This window comes from Alteromonas ponticola, assembly GCF_012911815.1.
Classification (GTDB): domain Bacteria; phylum Pseudomonadota; class Gammaproteobacteria; order Enterobacterales; family Alteromonadaceae; genus Alteromonas; species Alteromonas ponticola.
In genome coordinates, this window is sequence record NZ_JAATNW010000004.1 from 163071 (window position 1) to 183021 (window position 19951).

A 19951-nucleotide genomic window follows, 5' to 3' on the forward strand; every position below is an offset into this window, starting at 1 on the left:
TACAATTAGTGTGCAATTAATCAGCGCCCCTTCAAGCAATTTAGCTTGCTTAGAATGACAGATTAATCGAAATTCAGTGTAAATACGTTATCTAACAAAAATTATATTACGCAACGTAATCGCTGATTGACCCTACGAAAACTGATAAAGGCTGTAGCACACTATGAAACGACTTAATTCACAGTTACAAAAAGACGGTGCCCCACTTGAACTTATTCTTCTTATACGTACGCTTTTAGCAGGTTGTAAAGAGATTTCCTTCCGCGTAAGTCAGGGTGCCCTGGCGGGTGTTCTGGGTTCAACTTTGAGTGAGAACGTGCAAGGGGAAACCCAGAAAAAGCTGGATGTTATCTCCAATCAGATTTTAAAAGATACATTGCGCGAGTCAGGTTACGTTAAAGCCATTTCTTCTGAAGAAGAAGATGATGTTGTACCGTGTAATCCGGAAGGAAAATATCTGGTCAGTTTTGATCCGCTCGATGGCTCATCTAACACTGAGATTAACAGCCTGATCGGTACCATTTTTTCAATTACTCACGCGCCACAGTGGATGGATGCGGATGATCCTTCTGCCTTTTTGCAGCCAGGCACACAAATGGTGGCAGCCGGTTACGTACTTTACGGTCCCTCGACCATGTTGGCAATGACTACCGGTCGAGGGACACACATTTACACGTTAGACAAAACCCATGGCGGTTTTTTGCTAACTCACCCCAATATTCAGGTGCCCGAACAAACCAAAGAATTTGCCATCAATGCTTCAAACCAGCGTCATTGGGAAGCGCCGATTCAGGATTACATTGGCGACCTGCTGGCGGGCACTGAGGGCCCTCGCGGCAAAGACTACAATATGCGCTGGGTTGCAGCGATGGTGGGCGATATTCATCGCGTATTATGTCGTGGTGGTATTTTTATGTATCCATTTGATAAGCGTAACCCTTCAATTCCTGGCAAGCTGCGCTTACTGTATGAAGCCAACCCGATGGCGTTTTTGATGGAACAGGCTGGCGGCTTAGCCAATACAGGTCATGGTCGTATTATGGAAGTTATGCCCAGTGAAATTCATCAGCGCGTACCGACCTTGTTAGGCTCGAAAGAGGAAGTGGAAGCTTGCCTGAGTTATTACGCCAGACACGAGTCTTAACGGGGCACGCCGTGTGAACGCGGCTTTGTAATTTGTGCTAATGGCCTTATACTGTGCGGTTAGTTATTTTGTCAATTGTAAAGGAAACTTGTAAATGAGCTTAAGCAACGTTCCAGCAGGTAAAAAACTACCTGATGAAGTGAATGTTATCATCGAAATTCCAGCTCAGGCTGACCCGGTAAAATATGAAGTCGATAAAGACACTGGCGCGATGTACGTTGACCGTTTTATGGCCACCTGCATGCACTATCCTACCAATTATGGTTATGTGCCAAATACGTTGTCTGAAGACGGCGACCCGGTTGATGTGCTGGTTGTTACACCGTTCCCTCTGATTTCTGGTTCGGTGATTAAGTGTCGCCCGGTCGGTGTACTGAACATGACAGATGAGTCAGGTAAAGATGCGAAGGTAATTGCAGTACCGATTGACAAGTTGTCAACTATCTACCGCAATGTGCATGATGTGAACGATTTACCAGAATTACTGCTGAAGCAGATTGAGCACTTCTTCTCTCATTACAAGGATTTGGAGCCTGGTAAGTGGGTTAAGATCGACGGCTGGGATGGCGCTGAAGCGGCGAAAGCGGAGATTACCTCGAGTGTTGAGCGCGAGCAACAAAACGGCTAAATGCCTGCTCGCACTTTTCACGTTTTAGTGTGCTAAATTTTAAAGGGTTCGTTTGATACGAACCCTTTTTGTTTTTGGAGAAAATATGAAAGCATTTGTCTACTCATGTTTGCTAACGGTTTTGTTGTTCAGCAGTAACGTCGTCTTAGCCGCTGAGCCGGTGGAAGTGTATTGGGAAGACCTGGTGCCTGAGGGGTTTAATCCGCTGCAAGCGCCATCGGTCAATCATGACGGCAGTATGACTCAACTGCAACCTAACGCGCCTGTGGTATCTCGCTATGACGGGCAGGTGGTCAAAATCCCCGGCTTTGTAGTGCCGCTTGAGGGTACCGCTGAACTTACCACCGAATTTTTACTTGTGCCTTACTTCGGTGCCTGTATTCATGTTCCACCGCCGCCATCCAACCAGATTGTTTATGTTAAGTTTGAGCAAGGTGTGCCGATAGAAAACTTATCGGATGCAATTTGGGTAACGGGTGTGCTTACTACGGACGGCTGGTCTGGAGAAATAGCCTCGGTAGGATATCGACTTCAGGGACAAACGGTTGCCCCGTTTTAAATCAACTTTTTTGCGAATATGCAGATTTGCTGTAAATTTAAACATTAAGGTTTTCAGAAATTTAACCTCAAAGGTAGCCAATGAATTTTCTTAATCGCCTATCTATAGCGCAAAAACTCTATCTTGTTCCCATCATCAGCACGATAGCGTTCGTTTTATATTTGGCGATGACCTCCTATACTGCATTGGATAATGTTCGATTACTGGAGAATGCCCGTGGGGTGCAGTTTCCTGCGTTAAATTTTTCCCGAGAAGCATTGTTCAATATGAAGAACGTGCGGGACACTCTCAGCAGCGCTGTGACTACCGGTGATGAAGAAGCCCTGGAGCGAGCTAATCAGCTGGCTGTCACAACCCGTGATCAACTGCAGAAAATAGTACAGGTTAATCCAGCGTTAAGTTCTGAAGCCAACAGCATTCTTAGCAACTTCAACGAGTATTTCGCGCTGGCTTATTCTGTCAGCGAATCGATGGTCAATGGCACGGCTGACTTTAGTCGTCTGGCAGAACAAAGTGCCAGCATGAATCAATTGTTCGACTCAACGACAGCCCGCTTAGATGCATTCAGTCAGGCAAGAAAGACCACCTTTGAAGAGGCCATCGACTTATCTAACAACGCTGCCCGTGCCTTGATCACCGTGGGTATTGTGATGGGCGTTATCACCACCATTATTTTATTTGCGACCGCCATACCCATTGTGTTGAATCTACGCGGCGGTGTCACGGATGTAGTCAAGTCATTGCGCGACATTGCGCAGGAAGATGGTGATCTGACCGTGCGCATTCAAACGAAAAGTAAAGACGAAATTGGTGAGCTGGTGCACTGGTTTAATCAGTTTGTGGCCAAACTGCAAAACGTGGTTAAAGATATTGGTCAGTCAGCCAAACCACTTTCTGATTTGGCGCACAACCTGAATCAGGTGTCGGATCATACCCGCAACACAATTAATGCCCAGCAACAATCGGCTGAAGAAGCGAGGCATGCGGTTGAGCATCTTACCAGTAGTGTCAATGAGGTTGCTGGTAGTGCAGCTGATGCAGCCGATGCTGCTGCAGCTGCCTCGTCGGCGTCTACTGATGGTCAGCGGGTGGTTAATGCTACAGTCAGTAGTATTCAGAATCTGGCCAATTCGGTACAGGAAACCGCTGAGGTTATTCGCAAACTCGAAGCTGACTCTAACCAGGTCGGGGTAGTGCTTGACGTGATTAAGGGCATTGCTGAACAAACTAACTTGTTAGCGCTAAATGCCGCGATTGAAGCCGCCCGTGCTGGCGAGCAGGGGCGGGGATTCGCAGTGGTCGCCGATGAAGTCAGAACTCTGGCCTCGCGGACTCAAAAATCAACCGAAGAAATTCAACATACAATCGAACAGCTTCAGAACGCGGCGAGGTCCGCCGTTAAAGTGATGGGGCGTGGTACAGAGTTAGCGGGTTCCAGCGTTGAAGAAGCGAATAAAGCGGGTAGTAGCCTGACTTTGATAAACGATACGATTTCCCGCATTACCAAAATGAACGAACAAATTGCCAGCGCAACAGGTGATCAGAAACATGTTGCGCAAAGCATATCGGCTAATGTCGATGATATGAATCGTCGTGCCGATGACACGGCGGAAAGCGCTGAAAAACTTGCCAGTGTCAGCATGTCGCTGGAAAAACTGGCGAAAGATTTCGCCCGCATCATGCAGCAGTTTAAGTATTAACAGGGCATCTTACCTAATTGCCCGACACACTGGTTATTGCTGCGGCGTATAAATGGCCTCAGCCCGGTTAAACAGCATCCATGAGGTCAGAATATATTTATCCCTATCTTTGGGGATCTGGCCGCGATGCGTGTGCGTGAACCCGGCCGGTGCAATAACCATTCTGCCCGCTTTCGGCTTAACCGAGCGTTGCTGATAATAAAAGTCCGTTTCGCCCCCGTCTTCCACATCATTTAAATAAAACATGAATAGCAAGGTGCGATGCAAAGCATCGTTGTGCGGAAGTTGCGGATAGACCTCAGAGTGCCAGTAGGGATAGCCCCCTTCATTCGCACGGTAACGCTGCGCATTAATTTCGCCAACGCGAAACAAATAATTTAGCAGGTTAGGCAGATTCGGTTTACCGACTTCTGCAAAGTTTTCGCCGGTCAATTTAACCGCCTCGCCGGTGGTGGGGTGACGCACGGTCAGTCCGATAGGGCCCACCAGCGCAAAATAGTACTTCTCCATGTAGCGCAGTAGTTGCTCACCGGTTTTTTGCATCACCTGGGGAAAAAACGCTTTAAATTCGGGCTTCTCACTAAAAGAAACGTCTGAACTTTTCTTTTTGTCGGTATCGACCCCGCCGCCAGTGCGACCAGCGGTGAGATTAGGGCTGTCTTCAAATGCTGAAATAATATCCCTACACAACTCGGGTGAAAGTACATCATCGATAACTTCAATAAAATCGCACGGCTTATCACTCATCCGTTTTTCTCCCGCAAATGTACATCCATCGCGCTGCGTACTTCTTCCGGAATGGCGCAGGCTTGTTGATTTTTATAATCAAAGTGCACCATTGTGGTGGTACCCGATGCGCACTTGCTTTCGTTTTGCCACAGCTCCTGGAATACATCGAATGAGCTGTTGCCAATGCGGCTTATATAGGTTTTAACGGTAACTGGCTGACCATAAAAAATTTGCGCATGAAAATCCACGTGGTAACTGGCAAGAATAAGCGGCCAGTTTTTCAGATCAAGACTGGGTGTAAACATTCTAAATACGGGTTCACGGGCGGCTTCGAACCAGCCCACAATAACAGTATTGCTCACATGTGCCAGAGCATCGGTTTCATAAAAGCGAACATCAAATGATGTTTCCATAGGGTGATTGGTCATACTAATACTCTTTTATTATCGCGTTAACAGCGGTTTTAAGAAGTGGCCCGTATGTGAAACGTCAGACTCTGCCACTTCCTCTGGCGTACCACTTGCAATGATATTACCACCGCCTGAACCGCCCTCGGGGCCCAGGTCAACAATCCAGTCTGCGGTTTTAATTACATCGAGGTTATGTTCGATCACCACCACGGTATTACCATGGTCACGTAAACGGTGCAGTACTGCAAGTAGCTGCTTGATATCATGGAAATGTAAGCCGGTGGTGGGCTCATCCAAAATATACAGCGTTTGACCGGTATCTCGCTTGGACAATTCCCTCGCTAGTTTAACCCGCTGCGCTTCACCGCCTGACAAGGTGGTCGCCGCCTGACCCAGTTTAATATAGGACAAACCGACATCCATCAGGGTCTGCAATTTACGCGCTATAGAAGGGATGGCGTCGAAGAAGGTTCTGGCATCTTCTACTGTCATTTCCAGCACTTCGTGAATGTTTTTGCTTTTATATTGAATCTCAAGCGTTTCACGGTTGTAGCGTTTACCTTTACACACATCGCACGGCACATAAACGTCAGGTAAAAAATGCATTTCAACCTTGATCACACCGTCGCCCTGACAGGCCTCGCAGCGTCCGCCCTTTACGTTAAAGCTGAAGCGCCCCACTTTGTAGCCACGCGAGCGCGCTTCCTGGGTACCGGCAAACAGCTCACGAATAGGGGTAAAAATACCCGCGTAAGTAGCAGGGTTAGAGCGCGGGGTGCGACCGATCGGACTCTGGTCAATATCAACCACTTTGTCCAGTTGCTCAAGGCCATCAATGGCTTTATGTGGCGCAGGCTCTGACGTGGTCGCTTTATTCAGTTCACGATGTGCTATCTTGTAAAAAGTATCGTTTATCAGGGTCGATTTTCCTGAGCCTGATACCCCGGTCACACATGTCATCAGCCCCACCGGAATAGTCAGCTCGACATCATTCAGGTTATTACCGGTGGCGCCGGTTAAGGTAATCACTTTCTTCTTATCGTATTTAGTCCGTTTTGCCGGAATATCAATCTTTTCTCTTCCTGAAAGGTACTTTCCGGTAAGTGAATGTTCACTATTTAGGATGTCTTCAAGCTGGCCCTGGGCGATAATTTCGCCGCCGTGAACCCCGGCTCCCGGACCAATATCGACAATATAATCGGCTTCGCGTATGGCGTCTTCGTCATGTTCAACCACCAGCACCGTATTGCCCAGATCTCTAAGGTGAGTTAGCGTCTTCAGCAAACGCTCGTTATCTCGCTGGTGCAATCCAATCGACGGCTCATCCAGCACATACATGACCCCCACCAGACCTGCGCCAATCTGGCTGGCAAGTCTGATGCGCTGCGCTTCGCCACCTGAAAGGGTATCGGCACTGCGGGACATCGACAGATAGTTTAAACCGACGTTTATCAAAAAGCGTAAACGGTCTTGAATTTCCTTCAGAATTTTCTCGGCTATTTGTGCTTTTTGCCCGCTCAAACTGAGCTGCTCAAAAAAATCGTACGCCCCGGCTATCGACATATCGGCAATTTTAGGCAAATTGGTCTCATTCAAAAAGACGTTACGGGCTTCCAGACGCAGACGTGATCCATCACAGGCATTACACGGTTGCTGACTTAAATATTTAGCCAGCTCCTCGCGCACAGCGTTTGATTCGGTTTCGCGGTAGCGACGTTCCATATTGGGGATCACGCCTTCAAACGGGTGCTTACGCTCCATGACATCGCCACGGTCATTAATGTATTTAAACTTCAGCGACTTGCCCTTGGAACCATACAGCACGACATCGCGTGCTTTTTCTGGCAGCGACTGAAATGGCTTGGTCAGATCAAAGCCGTACTGTTCTGCCACCGCCTGTAGCATTTGATAATAATAATAGCTGCGCTTATCCCAGCCACGAATTGCGCCGCCTGTTAAACTTAGCTCATCGTTAGTGATCACGCGGGCCGGGTCAAAAAACTGCCGTGTGCCCAAACCATCACAGGTAGGGCAAGCGCCCGCTGGGTTATTAAACGAAAATAGGCGAGGCTCTAACTCACTAATACTGTACCCACAGTGTGGACAGGCAAAATTGGCTGAAAATACGATTTCTTCCGCGTCCGGGTCATCCATATTGGCGATTTTGGCATTGCCGTGGGCGAGCTCCAGCGCTGTCTCAAATGATTCCGCTAAGCGCAGTTGTAAATCGTCACGCACTTTGAAGCGATCGACCACCACCTCAATAGTGTGTTTTTTATGTAAATCCAGGGTTGGAGGGTCGGATAAGTCACATACCTCACCATCTATTCGTGCGCGAATGTAACCTTGTGCGGCCAGATTTTGTAACACTTTAACATGTTCACCCTTGCGGTCCTGAATAACCGGCGCCAGCAGCATGAGTTTACTACCTTCTGGCATCGCCAGCACTTTGTCTACCATCTGGCTGACCGTTTGGGCGTCCAGCGGCGTGTCGTGGTCAGGGCATCGGGGCGTGCCGACTCTGGCAAACATCAAGCGCAGATAATCGTAAATTTCGGTAATGGTGCCGACAGTTGAGCGTGGATTATGCGAGGTGGATTTCTGCTCAATAGAAATCGCTGGCGATAAGCCTTCTATATGATCTACATCCGGCTTCTCCATCATAGATAAGAACTGTCTGGCATAAGCCGACAGCGATTCAACATACCGGCGCTGACCTTCCGCATACAAGGTATCGAATGCCAGTGAAGATTTGCCAGAACCCGACAAGCCGGTGATGACCACCAACTTATCTCTTGGTAGGGTTAAATCGATATTTTTAAGATTGTGGGTACGAGCCCCGCGAACGTCGATTTTATCCATAGATGCGCTAATTTTGCCAAAAAGATCAGTATGCCATAGCCGGGCATGAAAGATATACCGGCTGCTCAGAATAGATTCAGAATTGAATCAGAAATGTTTACGGAGCAGGCAAGGGGCAGATCAGATCACACTACCTGGGTTTTAAATGTACACCGCTTACACCACCTGAATATTCGTCATTGCCGCTCGGCATTTATTTTGTGATAAACTGCGCCGCATTAGCGAATAGTAAGCATAAAACAGGTGAAGTTTGAACGCACTTGAAGTGCGTGCGGCGATTGCGTTAGCGCTGGTCTACGTATTGCGCATGCTCGGACTCTTTATGGTCATGCCGGTACTGGCAGTGGCTGCCATGGATTATCCGGATTACTCCCCGATGATGGTGGGTCTGGCTATCGGTGGGTATGGCTTGACGCAAGCTGCGCTGCAGATCCCTATGGGCATGATGTCAGACCGCTGGGGGCGGAAACCGGTTATCTTGCTGGGGTTGGCCGTATTTGCGCTAGGGAGTTTTATCGCCGCCAGCGCTGATACCATGGTCTGGATGATTGTGGGGCGGATATTGCAGGGAGCCGGTGCAATCGCCGGCGCCATCATGGCACTGGCTGCTGATGTCAGTAGAGAATCACAACGGGCAAAGGTGATGGCCATTATTGGTATTGCCATTGGCATGTCCTTTTATCTAGCGGTACTGGTTGGTCCCGTGCTGGCTGAAAAATTCGGTCTTGCGGGTATCTTTTGGATCACCGGCATTCTAGCTATCGCGTGCCTGCCCCTGATCCAGTGGGGTATTCCTAAGGTCACTCTGCTTGCCAGCGGGGATACGCTACCGCAGGCCGGCCAGCTCAAGCGGCTTTGCTTTTCTTCGCAGTTGTGGCGACTCAATGTGAGCGTGATGTTCTTGCATATGTTAATTACCTTGCTGTTTGTACAACTGCCCGTCACCCTGTTGCATTTTGACATGTCGCTGGAAAGTCACTGGATGCTATATGCACCGGTTTTGCTGGCATCCATAGTGGGCTTGATTGTAATGATGGGCGTTGCAAGGGGACGTATGCCCAAACGTTTATTGCAGACGGCGCTGATTTTGATGGGAGCAGGCTTCAGCTTGTTGGCATTGCACGATCACAATCAATGGGTGGTTCTGGTTGCGGTAGTGTTTTTCTTTACGGGCTTTAATTATCTTGAAGCCAACTTTCCGGCACTGGTATCCAGTATTGCACCAGCTGGTGAGAAAGGTACTGCAATGGGGATCTACGCGAGCTTTCAGTTCTTTGGCGCATTTTTAGGAGGCGTCATTTCGGGCTGGACAGTCAATCACTGGCAGGCAGAAACAGCTTATACTGTAGGCACGGTAGCGGTCGTTATCTGGTTTGTTCTGCTATTGGGGCTACGGGAGGTATCGCGGGTAAAACGGATTCAATTAAAAGGTCTTACGTCGAAGGATGCAGCCGCTCAATTACAGGCATTGCCTGGTGTAGTAGAAGTCACCCAAAACGTGAAAGCCAACGCAATTTACTTAAAAGTAACCGGCGATTTTGACTTACAACAAGCACAAATAATTGTCGCAAAAGAATAATCGACAGCTTGTTCTTCAGTGCATCATCCGCTTTAATAGAATTAGGTTTATCAAGGAAGTATCGATGCACGTGTTAAAACTCTTTTCTTCATTGTGCTTGTTGGCACTGGTCACCGGTTGTGCCATTGATGTGAGCCCAAAAGCGTTTATCCATCAAGACAAACAACCCCTCCAGCTTGACACGTCCTCATTGCAAAAAGCCATTCAGAGAGATGAAGCGCAGGTGTCGATTACCACAGTTCAATTGACTAATGCACAAGGGCTGGAGTTAGTCGGTGTGGCTGTGTCATATCCGCAGGCGAAAGCGAATATTGTGTTTTTTGGCGGTGATGGCCAAACCATCAATAAAGGCTCCGGATTGATCCACCGTTTGGGCCAGATTCCGGCTAACATTCTTTGGGTTGATTATCAGGGGATGGGCGCGAGTAGCAAAGCTGACAAACTTAAAGTGGCAAATTTAAAGTCTGATGCTCTGCAGGTTTATGACTATGCCAAGCAGGTTTTTCCTCAACGATTGCCGACTCTGGTGCACGGTTTGTCGATGGGAAGTCTGATGGCCACATTTATCGCTTCTGAACGCCCGGTGGACGCTATTGTGCTTGATGGTGCACTAAATGACTTACCCAGCGTTGTCACCAATATGATGCCAAGCTGGTCGCGCCTGTTTACCACATTGGATATCCATCCTGACTTGGCCAATATGAGTAACGTTGAAGCGATTAAAGATTACAAGGGGCCCGTGTTGTTTCTGGTTGGCGAGAACGACAGAATTACACCCGTTGCGTTTGTGGAGCAGGTGTATCGCGCGACACCCAGTGACAATAAAGCACTGTACGTGATCCCGGGTCAAACGCATTTTCATGATATGAAACAGGAAGCAACGATTCAACGTTATCGTGAATTTGTTGAGACGCTAAAATAGAACAAGGGGCAACACAGGCCCCTTATTTTTGTTACATCTCGGCAGTTACTTGCGGAAATCTACGCCGCTGTTAGCCGCGTACCAGGCAAACGTCGTATAAATTGCCGTATTGATTTTAAGTGCTTCCTGATTGACCTTGTCCAGGGTGTCGTTTTCTGTGTGATGGTAATCAAAGTAATCTGAACCGTCAGGGTAGAAATTGACTGCTGGTTGACCTGCTTCACCCAGTAAACTCATATCAGACTGACCTTTGGCATTATTAGTAGAGGCCATTTCCACTCCCATCGGGGCCAGATACTCGGCAAATTTTCGGATTTCCACCAGTGCGTTTTCGCCCATGCCAGGCGCAAGCTTGTAAATGGTGCCGTTGCCAAAGTCCCACTCAGCGCCGATGATGTGGTTGTCCATGTTGTTTTTGTGCCTGGCGACATAATCCTTTGCGCCCAACAAACCAATTTCTTCAGCTGCGAATAAGATGACACGGATGGTACGTTTGGGTCGTTGTGCCATTGTCGAAATATGATTAACTGCGGCCAATGTAATACCTACGCCGATACCGTCATCAATGGCTCCAGTGCCCACATCCCAACTATCAAGGTGCGCTCCTAAGGTGACCACTTGGTCAGGCTGCTCGCTACCAGTAAACTCGCCGATAACATTGGCAATGGTCACGGTTTCCTTTAGTGTGCCACTGGCAGTGGACGTGATTCCCATCGTTACCGGCTGGTTACGTTTGAGTGCATTTTCAAGTAAATCTGCATCGGGATTGGACAGTGCCAGAGCCGGTATTTGCTTACTATCATCTTTGTACCGCATCACGCCGGTATGGGCAAAGCGGTGAGAGTCAGTGCCTACCGAGCGCATCACAAAAGCAACGGCGCCTTTTTCAGCCGCGACCGCGGCACCACTGACACGCGCACCTACGGCCTCACCGTAACCACTACCGTCCTTTCTGCGCTCCATGGCAAAAGCAACATAGGCAATCTTTCCTTTCAGTGTCTGTGCGTCGGCCGCTTTGAGTGCGTCCAGGTCACGAAAGTGTGCAATTTGCGCTTCGATGGGCGCAGTGTCAGTGCCGACGCTGTTGCCCAGCGATAGCGCGACCAGGTTATGATTAAACGGAGCTAGCAAGCTCACTTTAAGCTCGCCACGTTGCCAATCAGGAGCCTGACTTTCCTCGGTCCACACCTTATCAAAGCCTAACGACTTCATTTTGGCCACGGCCCACTCGACTGACTTTTTCTCAGCGGGTGTGCCCACCATACGCGGTCCCACTTCGGTGGTCAGTGATTCGATAATGTCGTACGACAAATTCGAATGAATAGCAGCACTTTTTAATTCGTCCAACTGGGCATGCATTTTTTCATCTAAAGCAGAAACGCTGGTGGCAAAAACCAAACACGATATGATGCCGGTAGAAAAAATTGCATTGGTAAATCGTTTCATTAAATATCCTTGGTTAAGAGTCAGTTATCGAAGGTAGAGCGTGGTTCAAACGAACATCTGTGATGATGCCAGTAAACGGTCGATAAAAGGAATGAAAACCGCTGCTATTGTTCAGTGGTGATCACCTGAATTTAACGGTATGCTCTTTGGCCTGAATAAATACATCAACTGGCCGGTGAATTAAGGTATACTACGCGTAATTCATCCGCTTGAAAACTCCCTATCCCTTTATTATTCATACGGATAGGTGCGGTAAGTTAAATATAAGTTGCAGGAGATAACGATGGCAAACAGAGGTGTTAACAAAGTCATCCTGGTGGGACATTTAGGTAATGATCCCGAAGTTCGCTATATGCCTAACGGTAATGCGGTGGCAAATCTGAGTCTGGCTACCAGTGAAAGTTGGAAAGATCAGCAAGGGCAGGTACAGGAAAGAACTGAATGGCACCGTTTGACCATGTATCGTCGCCTGGCCGAAATCGCCGGTGAATACCTTAAAAAAGGGGCGCAAATCTACGTTGAAGGCAAACTGCAAACGCGTAAATGGCAAGATCAGCAAGGACAAGACAGATATACTACTGAAATTATTGTCGACCAGATGCAGATGCTAGGCGGTCGCCAGGAAGGTGGCAATGCCGGTAATGCCGGTGGTGGCTATCAGCAACGTCCACAGGGTGGTAGTAATCAGGGTTATAATCAGCAGGGTGGTTACCCTCAGCAGGGCAATCAGGGCGGCGGTCGTCCACCCCAGTCAGGTAATCAGGGCAATGCAAAACCAGCCATGCCTGAACCAGATTTTGACTTTGACGATGATATTCCGTTCTAAGGAATACCGCAGACCAGCGAACGTTTTCGCACGCGAGAAAACCCTGCAAGAGCAGGGTTTTTTTACAAGTGAAGGCGTACATTTCTGAATAGCTTATAGGACCAAGAATAATGAGCGAAGATTCGGGTAAGCGACTAAATAAATTTATCAGTGATACGGGCCTGTGCTCACGCCGCGAGGCTGATAAATTGATTGAGCAGAATCGCGTGTTGGTCAACGGCAAAGCCCCCGAGCTTGGCACTAAGATTTTTGCGCATGATAAGGTGTCGGTGGACGGCAAAAGAATCGGCGCGGTTGCAAAAGATAAGTCAGACCGAACCTACCTCGTTTATAACAAGCCGATTGGCATTACCTGTACCACTGAGCGGCATGTCAAAGGCAACATCATTGACGCTATTGGCCACAAAGAACGAATTTTCCCGATTGGTCGCTTAGACAAGCCTTCGGAAGGGTTGATCCTGCTGACCAGCGATGGCGATATAGTGAACAAGATTCTGCGCGCGGAAAATGCCCACGAAAAAGAATATGAAGTTACAGTGAATCAGCCCATAAGCGAACGATTCTTACAAAAAATGGCGAAAGGGGTGCCGATCCTGGGCACGGTGACAAAACCCTGTGTAGCGAAACCCGTTGGTAAATACAAATTTACTATTATTCTTACGCAGGGCTTGAACCGGCAAATACGTCGTATGTGTGAGTTTTTAGGTTACGAGGTAACTAAATTAAAGCGCACCCGCATTATGCATTTTGAACTGGGTAGACTCAGGCCGGGTCAGTGGCGAAATGTCACTGAGCAGGAACTGAAAACGCTGAATACCGCACTGAAGTATTCGAGCAAGGATGCAAAACAAGCGTAGATAGCTATGGCGAACTTCTCGCTCGGTTATGTTATCAGTTCTCCGATTGTGGCGGCAATTCGGCGCTGTTCTTTTGAGCGACTTTAATTATTGCATTCTCGCTAACCGACCTATTTATTTTGCAGTTGGCGCCAATAATCGCGTTGTCACCAATCTCTACACCGCCCTGAATGATGACATTAGCCCCAACCCACACATTATTTCCAATTTTGATTGGGGCGCAGGTGATTTCATTGCCTGTTCTTTCTAAGGTTGTATCTAAAAAGCAATTAGGGCCGATTAATACATTTTGACCGATATAAACCGGTGCGCTGTCATTAATCGTCACATTATGATTGAGAAAAGTTTGCCTGCCGACATGAAGGTTGTGCCCATACTCGCAATTAAAATCAGCTTCGATAAAGATCGGCATGTCTGCGTTTAGCAACTCAGCCAGCAGCGCTTTCTTTTCCTGCATGGCATAGGGTGCAGATAAGTTGAACTGTCGACAGAGCTGCTTACAACGCGCGCGGGCTGCACTGAATGATTCGTGCTGGGGGTTAAACGTAAGCTTTCGTAACGGGTTTTCAGCTTGAATAGACACGACCAACCTTTGACATTTGTTCATTTTTGTTGAAGATTGCCATTATACCGTTGTTGTTCACCAGTTAAGTCATTAAGTGAAAGAAATCATTCTTATTCGTCATGGAAAACCCGCCAGCGTCGACAATATACGGGTATCAGCAGCAGGGTTTGCACCGTGGATCAAAGACTATGAGCGTGCAGAACTGGATGTAAACAGCTACCCAGGATCAGCGATGGATTTGTCATCTCATTACGTTATTGCAAGTAATTTAAAGCGCGCGCAGTTATCTGTTGAAATGTATAGTAGCGCTCAAGTTGATGAAGTGAATGGCCTTTTCAGGGAAATGGACATCCCGCATTACAGATTACCTTTTAAATTGAAAACGTGGACCTGGGTCTATTTGTGTCAGCGGGGTTGGTCGCTTGTTCAGCGACAGGAAGATTTCTGGGGCGTAAGCAAACTGGTTCGAGAATAGGTAGATGGTAAAAAAAGAGTGAACAGAGAAAATAACACTAGTCCTAAAAAGATGTCTTTAAACGTGATCATTATTATCGTCTTCGCAGTAGTTTTGATGACGCTTATCATAATATTAAATCGCCCCGAGCCTGATCTTAAAGCCAACGTTTTACAACAGCTAGCAGTAAAATTTGAGCGCAGCGCGGTGAGTTCTTACTATCAGTGGGAAGCAGAGAATCGCCCGGAAATGATCATGTTTGTTCACTACAACGCCGAAGGAAAGGAAACCGACAGACGGCCGGTGAGGATTGCTCGCAATGGCTGGCCCAAGGTGATTCCCAGTAGCGAAGGGTGCGAAGATTTGTGGCGAATGCTCATAAATGTGCCTATGATCATTGATGGTTTCAAGGTGTTTGGCGAGTTTTTTCCAGGCAAGCTGGAAGACGATAAAATAATCAGTGCCCGGTGTCGCTTCAGGTTAAGTAGTGGCCCGTATTTTGATTATCACATTGATAATGGTTCGGTGAACTTCGAAAACCACTAGGTGGGCAATTGGCTGAAATGTGGTGTTACCAGTCAGCTACAGAAAAAATTACTTATTTTTATGCAGTTAAACCACCTGATTACTTGCCCAAGAAGGCCCCCGTTGGTAAAGTGTGGGGATAACAATTTTCTATGCTGATTCGTGTCCTTGTTTTCGCAACGAGACGAACTGGCTCTGTTACAGGAAAGTGCATTTCATGTTTAAGAAGCTTCGGGGCATGTTTTCCAACGATTTGTCAATCGACCTTGGAACGGCCAATACCCTGATTTATGTAAAAGATCAGGGCATTGTTCTGAACGAGCCATCGGTAGTGGCGATCAGACAAGAGCGCGCAGCGGGCCCGAAAAGCGTAGCCGCAGTGGGTGCAGAAGCCAAGCGTATGTTAGGTAGAACGCCTGGCAATATCCGCGCTATCCGCCCTATGAAAGACGGTGTGATCGCCGATTTCTACGTAACTGAAAAAATGTTACAGCACTTTATTAAACAGGTTCACGACAATAATTTCTTGCGCCCGAGTCCGCGTGTATTGGTTTGTGTGCCCTGTGGTTCAACTCAGGTTGAACGCCGCGCCATTAAAGAGTCTGCATTGGGGGCTGGAGCGCGAGAAGTGTATCTGATTGATGAGCCAATGGCGGCGGCTATTGGTGCGGGTTTACCCGTATCAGAAGCAACCGGCTCGATGGTGGTAGATATCGGTGGTGGTACTACTGAAGTGGCAATTATCTCCCTCAACGGCATTGTATATTCTTCTTCAGTGCGTATTGGTGGGGATAAATTTGATGAAGCCATTATCAACTATATTCGCCGTAACTTTGGTTCACTTATTGGTGAAGCCACTGCTGAACGTATCAAGCATGAAATTGGTGCCGCTTATCCTGGCGAAGAGGTACGCGAGATTGAAGTGCGCGGACGTAATTTGGCAGAAGGGGTACCACGGGGATTCACACTGAATTCTAATGAGATCCTGGAAGCCCTGCAGGAACCGCTCACTGGCATCGTCTCAGCAGTAATGGTGGCGTTGGAACAATCTCCACCAGAATTGGCGTCGGATATCTCTGAACGTGGCATGGTACTAACTGGCGGTGGTGCATTGCTCAAAGATTTAGACCGTTTGTTGATGGAAGAAACAGGCATTCCGGTAGTGGTAGCGGACGATCCGCTCACCTGCGTGGCCCGCGGTGGAGGTAAAGCATTCGACATGATTGACCTGCATGGCGGCGATTTGTTCAGCTACGAATAATGAAAAAGGCAACCTTCAGGTTGCCTTCGTTTTTTCATGGATACTATATTTACGCGTGGCCCCTCAATTAATAGCAGATTAGCGCTGGCATTGGCGCTGTCTGTTATGCTGATCGTTGTCGATCACAAATTTGATGGTTTCAGTTCAACTCGGGTGTACCTGAACTCGCTTATCAGCCCAATTCAGTACATCGCAAATTTGCCCAGCGTAATGCTAAGCGAAAGTGCGCAACGGCTTACCTCACACCAGCAACTGTTATCTGAAAATGAACGTTTGACCAACCGCTTACTGATGATGAGTGAACGTTTACAGCGATTTGAGATACTGCAAACCGAAAATGTCCAACTACGCAAACTGCTCGATGCACCGGTTAAACCGGAAATGCGTAAAATGGTGGCGGAGTTGATGGCGGTGGATAACAATCCGTTCAGTCAGCAGATAGTGATTAACAAAGGTGCAATCGACGGCGTATTTCCACTGCAGTCAGTGCTGGACGATCGCGGTATTGTGGGCCAGGTCATGGAAGTGGGCACAACCAACAGCCGTGTATTACTTATCTCCGATGTGACCCACGCAATTCCAGTGCGCTCAGTACGTAACAATATTCGTTTTATTGCCAGTGGCAGTGGTTCACTGGACGAGTTGATACTCGAACATGTGCCCCACAGTGTTGATGTAAAAGAAGATGATTTGTTATTGTCATCCGGTCTTGGTCAGGTATTTCCAGAAGGGTATCCGGTTGCCCGGGTCAGCAGTGTCGTGCGCGACGAAAGTCTTCCATTTGCAACCGTGATGGCAGAGCCATTAGCCCGCCTGGATCGGTTAAAGTACCTGCTGTTAATTTGGCCTGAACTGGTACAAGAAAAGCCAGAGGAAGTGTTACCGCCGTATAAATTTCTGCCGCAGGACACCGCTCAGCAAGAGGAAAATGGTCAGTGAGAGTGCAGTCACGCTTTTTTATAATCCCTGCCAGTTTACTTATCGCGCTCGTATTGCAAATTATGCCATTACCGTTGGAAGCCGATGTGTACCGCCCCGACTGGGTGTTAATTGTTTTAGCCTACTGGTCCATGGCACTACCTAATCGGGTAAACGTAGGTATAGCATTCATTACGGGCCTGGCGATGGACGTTCTGCTGGGCACCGCGCTGGGGATCCACAGTTTTGCGCTAAGCATTTCGGTATGGGTACTGGTCGCTAACTATCAGCGTCTGCGTAATTATTCGGTATGGCAACAAGCAATTGTCATCGGCTTGTTGAGTGCGTTATATCATTTGGTGGTGTTCTGGTTACAGCACCTACTTACCGACATCTATTTTTTATTCGATTATTTATGGCCAACGTTTACCTCTATGCTGTTATGGCCATGGATATTCTGGTTACTACGCAAGTCTCGCCGCCAGTTTAGTGTTACTTAACCGGAGTGCTCTGTCATGCAGCCTGAATTATTATTGGCCTCTGCTTCGCCTCGTCGCACCGCTTTACTCTCGCAAATAGGTATTGCTCATCAAGTAAAGGCGGTGGATATTGACGAGTCTGCACTGCCAGATGAATCGCCCCGGCAACAAGTGATTCGTCTGGCGCAGCAAAAGGCCCGTACTGCTTTTGATGCCCTGCCAGAGTCGCAGCGGGCGGTTACGGTGGTGCTGGCATCGGACACCTTGATCGCACTGGATGGTAACAGCTTAGGTAAGCCCGCTGATGAAAACGCGTGCGTTGAAATGCTGACTGCTATGTCAGGACGGGAACACGAAGTGCTCACGGCGATTACTGTCTGTTCAGCTTCTGTTATAAAAAGTCAGTGTATTAATACTAAAGTACTTTTCGCTGACTTGACCCGTGCAGAAATGCTCGCATACTGGCAATCTGGTGAGCCAGCAGATAAAGCTGGCAGCTATGCCATTCAAGGTATTGGTGGTCAGTTTGTTAAAGCTATAAACGGCAGTGTCAGTGCGGTGATCGGTTTACCTTTGTACGAAACCAAACAATTACTTAAAGAATTTGGAGTGACGCCGTGAGTGCGGAGCTATTAATCAATGTAACCCCGTCTGAATCACGGGTCGCGTTAATTGAAAACGGTATCTTGCAGGAAGTGCATGTGGAGCGCCATACCAAACGTGGTCTGGTCGGTAATATTTATCGCGGCAAAGTCAGCCGCGTGTTACCGGGCATGCAGGCTGCCTTCGTGGATATCGGGCTTGAAAAAGCGGCTTTCCTGCACGCTTCTGACATCGTTATTCATAACGAAGTTGTCGGTGAGGTAAATACCAGCGATATCACCAAACAGGACATTCGTGATTTAGTTAAAGACGGCCAGGACATTGTCGTGCAGGTAGTAAAAGACCCTATCGGAACCAAGGGCGCCAGACTTACTACGGATATCACGATTCCCTCGCGCTATCTGGTGTTCATGCCCAGTGTCACTCACGTTGGCGTCTCGCAGCGAATTGAGGATGAAAGCGAGCGTGAAAGACTGAAATTGCTGGTGCAGGAGTTTTGTGACGATCAGGGCGGATTTATTCTGCGAACTGCTGCAGAAGGAGTGAACCACGAAGAATTATCTCAGGATGCTGCGTTTTTAAGGCGCCTGTGGAACAAAATTCAGCAACGTATGCAGCGCAGAAAATCGAATGTGCTGTACGAAGATTTACCGCTGGCACGTCGTGTACTCAGAGACTTTGTCGGTACTGAGTTAGACCGTATTCGAAATGATTCAAAACTGTCTCATCAGGAGCTGGTGCAATTTACCAAAGAGTATGTACCTGAACTCAGCTGTAAGCTTGAATACTATCCGGGTGAACGTCCAATTTTTGATTTGTACGACGTCGAAAATGAAGTGCAACGTGCACTGGAACGTCGTGTGGATCTTAAATCTGGTGGTTATCTGATCATCGATCAGACTGAAGCGATGACCACCATCGACATTAATACCGGTGCGTTTGTCGGGCATAGAAACTTAGAAGAAACGATTTTCAATACTAATATCGAGGCTACTCAGGCCATCGCCCGCCAGTTACGCTTGCGCAATTTGGGCGGCATGATTTTGATCGACTTTATAGACATGATTGATGAGGACCATAAAAGAAGGGTGCTGCACAGTCTTGAGGTAGCAACCAGTAAAGATCGCGCCAAAATCAATATTCATGGTTTTACCGCACTGGGTTTAATTGAGATGACCCGCAAGCGTACCCGTGAAAGTTTAGAGCATGTTTTATGTGGTGAATGCCCTGTGTGTAAAGGGCGGGGGTCGGTCAAAACGATTGAAACCATTTGTTTTGAAATAATGCGTGAAATCGTCAGGGTAAATCGCGCCTATGACGCAGACAAGTTCGTGGTGTATGCGTCACCCAAGGTTGCCGATGCATTGTTGGGAGAGGAGTCCCACATGCTGGCTGAACTTGAAGTGTTTGTAACCAAACAGATTAAAGTTCAGACCGAGCCATTGTATAACCAGGACAAATATGACGTTGTCATGATGTAGGTG

20 protein-coding genes are annotated in these 19951 nt (G+C 47.9%); 15 read left to right on the plus strand and 5 right to left on the minus strand.

The annotated features are described in order from the left end of the window. The first annotated feature begins 163 nt into the window (after positions 1–163). The 4 genes from HCJ96_RS07885 to HCJ96_RS07900 all read left to right on the plus strand — a co-directional run bounded on the left by HCJ96_RS07885 (position 164) and on the right by HCJ96_RS07900 (position 4031). Positions 164–1144, plus strand: coding sequence for a class 1 fructose-bisphosphatase (locus tag HCJ96_RS07885; RefSeq protein WP_169210504.1), 981 nt, complete (start codon positions 164–166; stop codon positions 1142–1144). Positions 1145–1238: 94 nt separating this feature from the next. Next, a complete protein-coding gene (ppa, locus tag HCJ96_RS07890) occupies positions 1239–1772 on the plus strand; it encodes an inorganic diphosphatase (RefSeq protein WP_169210505.1) in 534 nt (177 codons plus the stop codon). Between the two features lie 85 nt (positions 1773–1857). Beyond that, the gene (locus tag HCJ96_RS07895) at positions 1858–2331 is read left to right on the plus strand and encodes a DUF3299 domain-containing protein (protein ID WP_169210506.1); all 474 of its coding nucleotides are present in this window, start codon (positions 1858–1860) and stop codon (positions 2329–2331) included. Between the two features lie 80 nt (positions 2332–2411). Next, positions 2412–4031: a methyl-accepting chemotaxis protein gene (locus tag HCJ96_RS07900; protein WP_169210507.1), complete on the plus strand. Its 1620-nt coding sequence runs from the start codon at positions 2412–2414 to the stop codon at positions 4029–4031. A 33-nt stretch (positions 4032–4064) separates the two neighbouring features. Here HCJ96_RS07900 and HCJ96_RS07905 read toward each other — a convergent pair whose 3' ends face one another. Genes HCJ96_RS07905 through uvrA form a run of 3 tightly spaced genes read right to left on the minus strand, consistent with a single transcriptional unit; the run spans position 4065 to position 8032 of the window. Then, positions 4065–4778 (minus strand): 2OG-Fe(II) oxygenase, encoded by a 714-nt coding sequence (locus HCJ96_RS07905; protein ID WP_169210508.1) that lies wholly within the window; start codon positions 4776–4778, stop codon positions 4065–4067. Beyond that, the gene (locus HCJ96_RS07910) at positions 4775–5188 is read right to left on the minus strand and encodes an acyl-CoA thioesterase (protein WP_169210509.1); all 414 of its coding nucleotides are present in this window, start codon (positions 5186–5188) and stop codon (positions 4775–4777) included. Before HCJ96_RS07910 ends, HCJ96_RS07905 begins: the two co-directional genes overlap by 4 nt. Positions 5189–5203: 15 nt before the next feature. Beyond that, positions 5204–8032 carry an excinuclease ABC subunit UvrA gene (uvrA, locus tag HCJ96_RS07915; protein WP_169210510.1) on the minus strand — a complete coding sequence of 943 codons (2829 nt, stop codon included), beginning with the start codon at positions 8030–8032 and terminating at the stop codon, positions 5204–5206. Between the two features lie 250 nt (positions 8033–8282). On the opposite strand from uvrA, the gene HCJ96_RS07920 reads away from it, so the two are divergent. Further along, entirely contained in the window at positions 8283–9611 is a 1329-nt protein-coding gene (locus HCJ96_RS07920; RefSeq protein ID WP_169210511.1) for an MFS transporter, read from the plus strand. 64 nt (positions 9612–9675) lie between these two features. After that, a complete protein-coding gene (locus HCJ96_RS07925) occupies positions 9676–10533 on the plus strand; it encodes an alpha/beta hydrolase (RefSeq protein ID WP_169210512.1) in 858 nt (285 codons plus the stop codon). A 45-nt stretch (positions 10534–10578) separates the two neighbouring features. Here the strand turns inward: HCJ96_RS07925 and HCJ96_RS07930 are convergent, their stop codons facing one another. Continuing rightward, a complete protein-coding gene (locus HCJ96_RS07930; RefSeq protein ID WP_169210513.1) occupies positions 10579–11979 on the minus strand; it encodes a M20/M25/M40 family metallo-hydrolase in 1401 nt (466 codons plus the stop codon). Between the two features lie 283 nt (positions 11980–12262). On the opposite strand from HCJ96_RS07930, the gene HCJ96_RS07935 reads away from it, so the two are divergent. Continuing rightward, positions 12263–12805 (plus strand): single-stranded DNA-binding protein, encoded by a 543-nt coding sequence (locus tag HCJ96_RS07935; RefSeq protein WP_169210514.1) that lies wholly within the window; start codon positions 12263–12265, stop codon positions 12803–12805. A gap of 110 nt (positions 12806–12915) precedes the next feature. Then, positions 12916–13662, plus strand: a complete 747-nt coding sequence (gene rluF, locus HCJ96_RS07940; RefSeq protein WP_169210515.1) for a 23S rRNA pseudouridine(2604) synthase RluF — start codon at positions 12916–12918, stop codon at positions 13660–13662. Positions 13663–13696: 34 nt separating this feature from the next. Here rluF and HCJ96_RS07945 read toward each other — a convergent pair whose 3' ends face one another. Beyond that, positions 13697–14269, minus strand: coding sequence for a DapH/DapD/GlmU-related protein (locus HCJ96_RS07945; protein WP_281358575.1), 573 nt, complete (start codon positions 14267–14269; stop codon positions 13697–13699). Between the two features lie 52 nt (positions 14270–14321). Here HCJ96_RS07945 and HCJ96_RS07950 point away from each other — a divergent pair, with 52 nt between their 5' ends. The 7 genes from HCJ96_RS07950 to rng all read left to right on the plus strand — a co-directional run bounded on the left by HCJ96_RS07950 (position 14322) and on the right by rng (position 19948). Then, positions 14322–14702, plus strand: coding sequence for a hypothetical protein (locus tag HCJ96_RS07950; RefSeq protein WP_169210517.1), 381 nt, complete (start codon positions 14322–14324; stop codon positions 14700–14702). Between the two features lie 96 nt (positions 14703–14798). Further along, positions 14799–15227: a hypothetical protein gene (locus HCJ96_RS07955; RefSeq protein ID WP_169210518.1), complete on the plus strand. Its 429-nt coding sequence runs from the start codon at positions 14799–14801 to the stop codon at positions 15225–15227. Positions 15228–15423: 196 nt separating this feature from the next. Continuing rightward, a complete protein-coding gene (locus HCJ96_RS07960) occupies positions 15424–16467 on the plus strand; it encodes a rod shape-determining protein (protein ID WP_169210519.1) in 1044 nt (347 codons plus the stop codon). 36 nt (positions 16468–16503) lie between these two features. Continuing rightward, positions 16504–17406, plus strand: coding sequence for a rod shape-determining protein MreC (gene mreC / locus HCJ96_RS07965; protein WP_169210520.1), 903 nt, complete (start codon positions 16504–16506; stop codon positions 17404–17406). Positions 17407–17408: 2 nt separating this feature from the next. Next, positions 17409–17885: a rod shape-determining protein MreD gene (gene mreD / locus HCJ96_RS07970; protein WP_169210762.1), complete on the plus strand. Its 477-nt coding sequence runs from the start codon at positions 17409–17411 to the stop codon at positions 17883–17885. Positions 17886–17900: 15 nt separating this feature from the next. Beyond that, positions 17901–18485, plus strand: coding sequence for a Maf family protein (locus HCJ96_RS07975; RefSeq protein WP_169210521.1), 585 nt, complete (start codon positions 17901–17903; stop codon positions 18483–18485). Next, positions 18482–19948 carry a ribonuclease G gene (gene rng, locus HCJ96_RS07980; RefSeq protein ID WP_169210522.1) on the plus strand — a complete coding sequence of 489 codons (1467 nt, stop codon included), beginning with the start codon at positions 18482–18484 and terminating at the stop codon, positions 19946–19948. The genes HCJ96_RS07975 and rng overlap by 4 nt, the downstream gene beginning before the upstream one ends. The last annotated feature ends 3 nt before the right edge of the window (positions 19949–19951 follow it).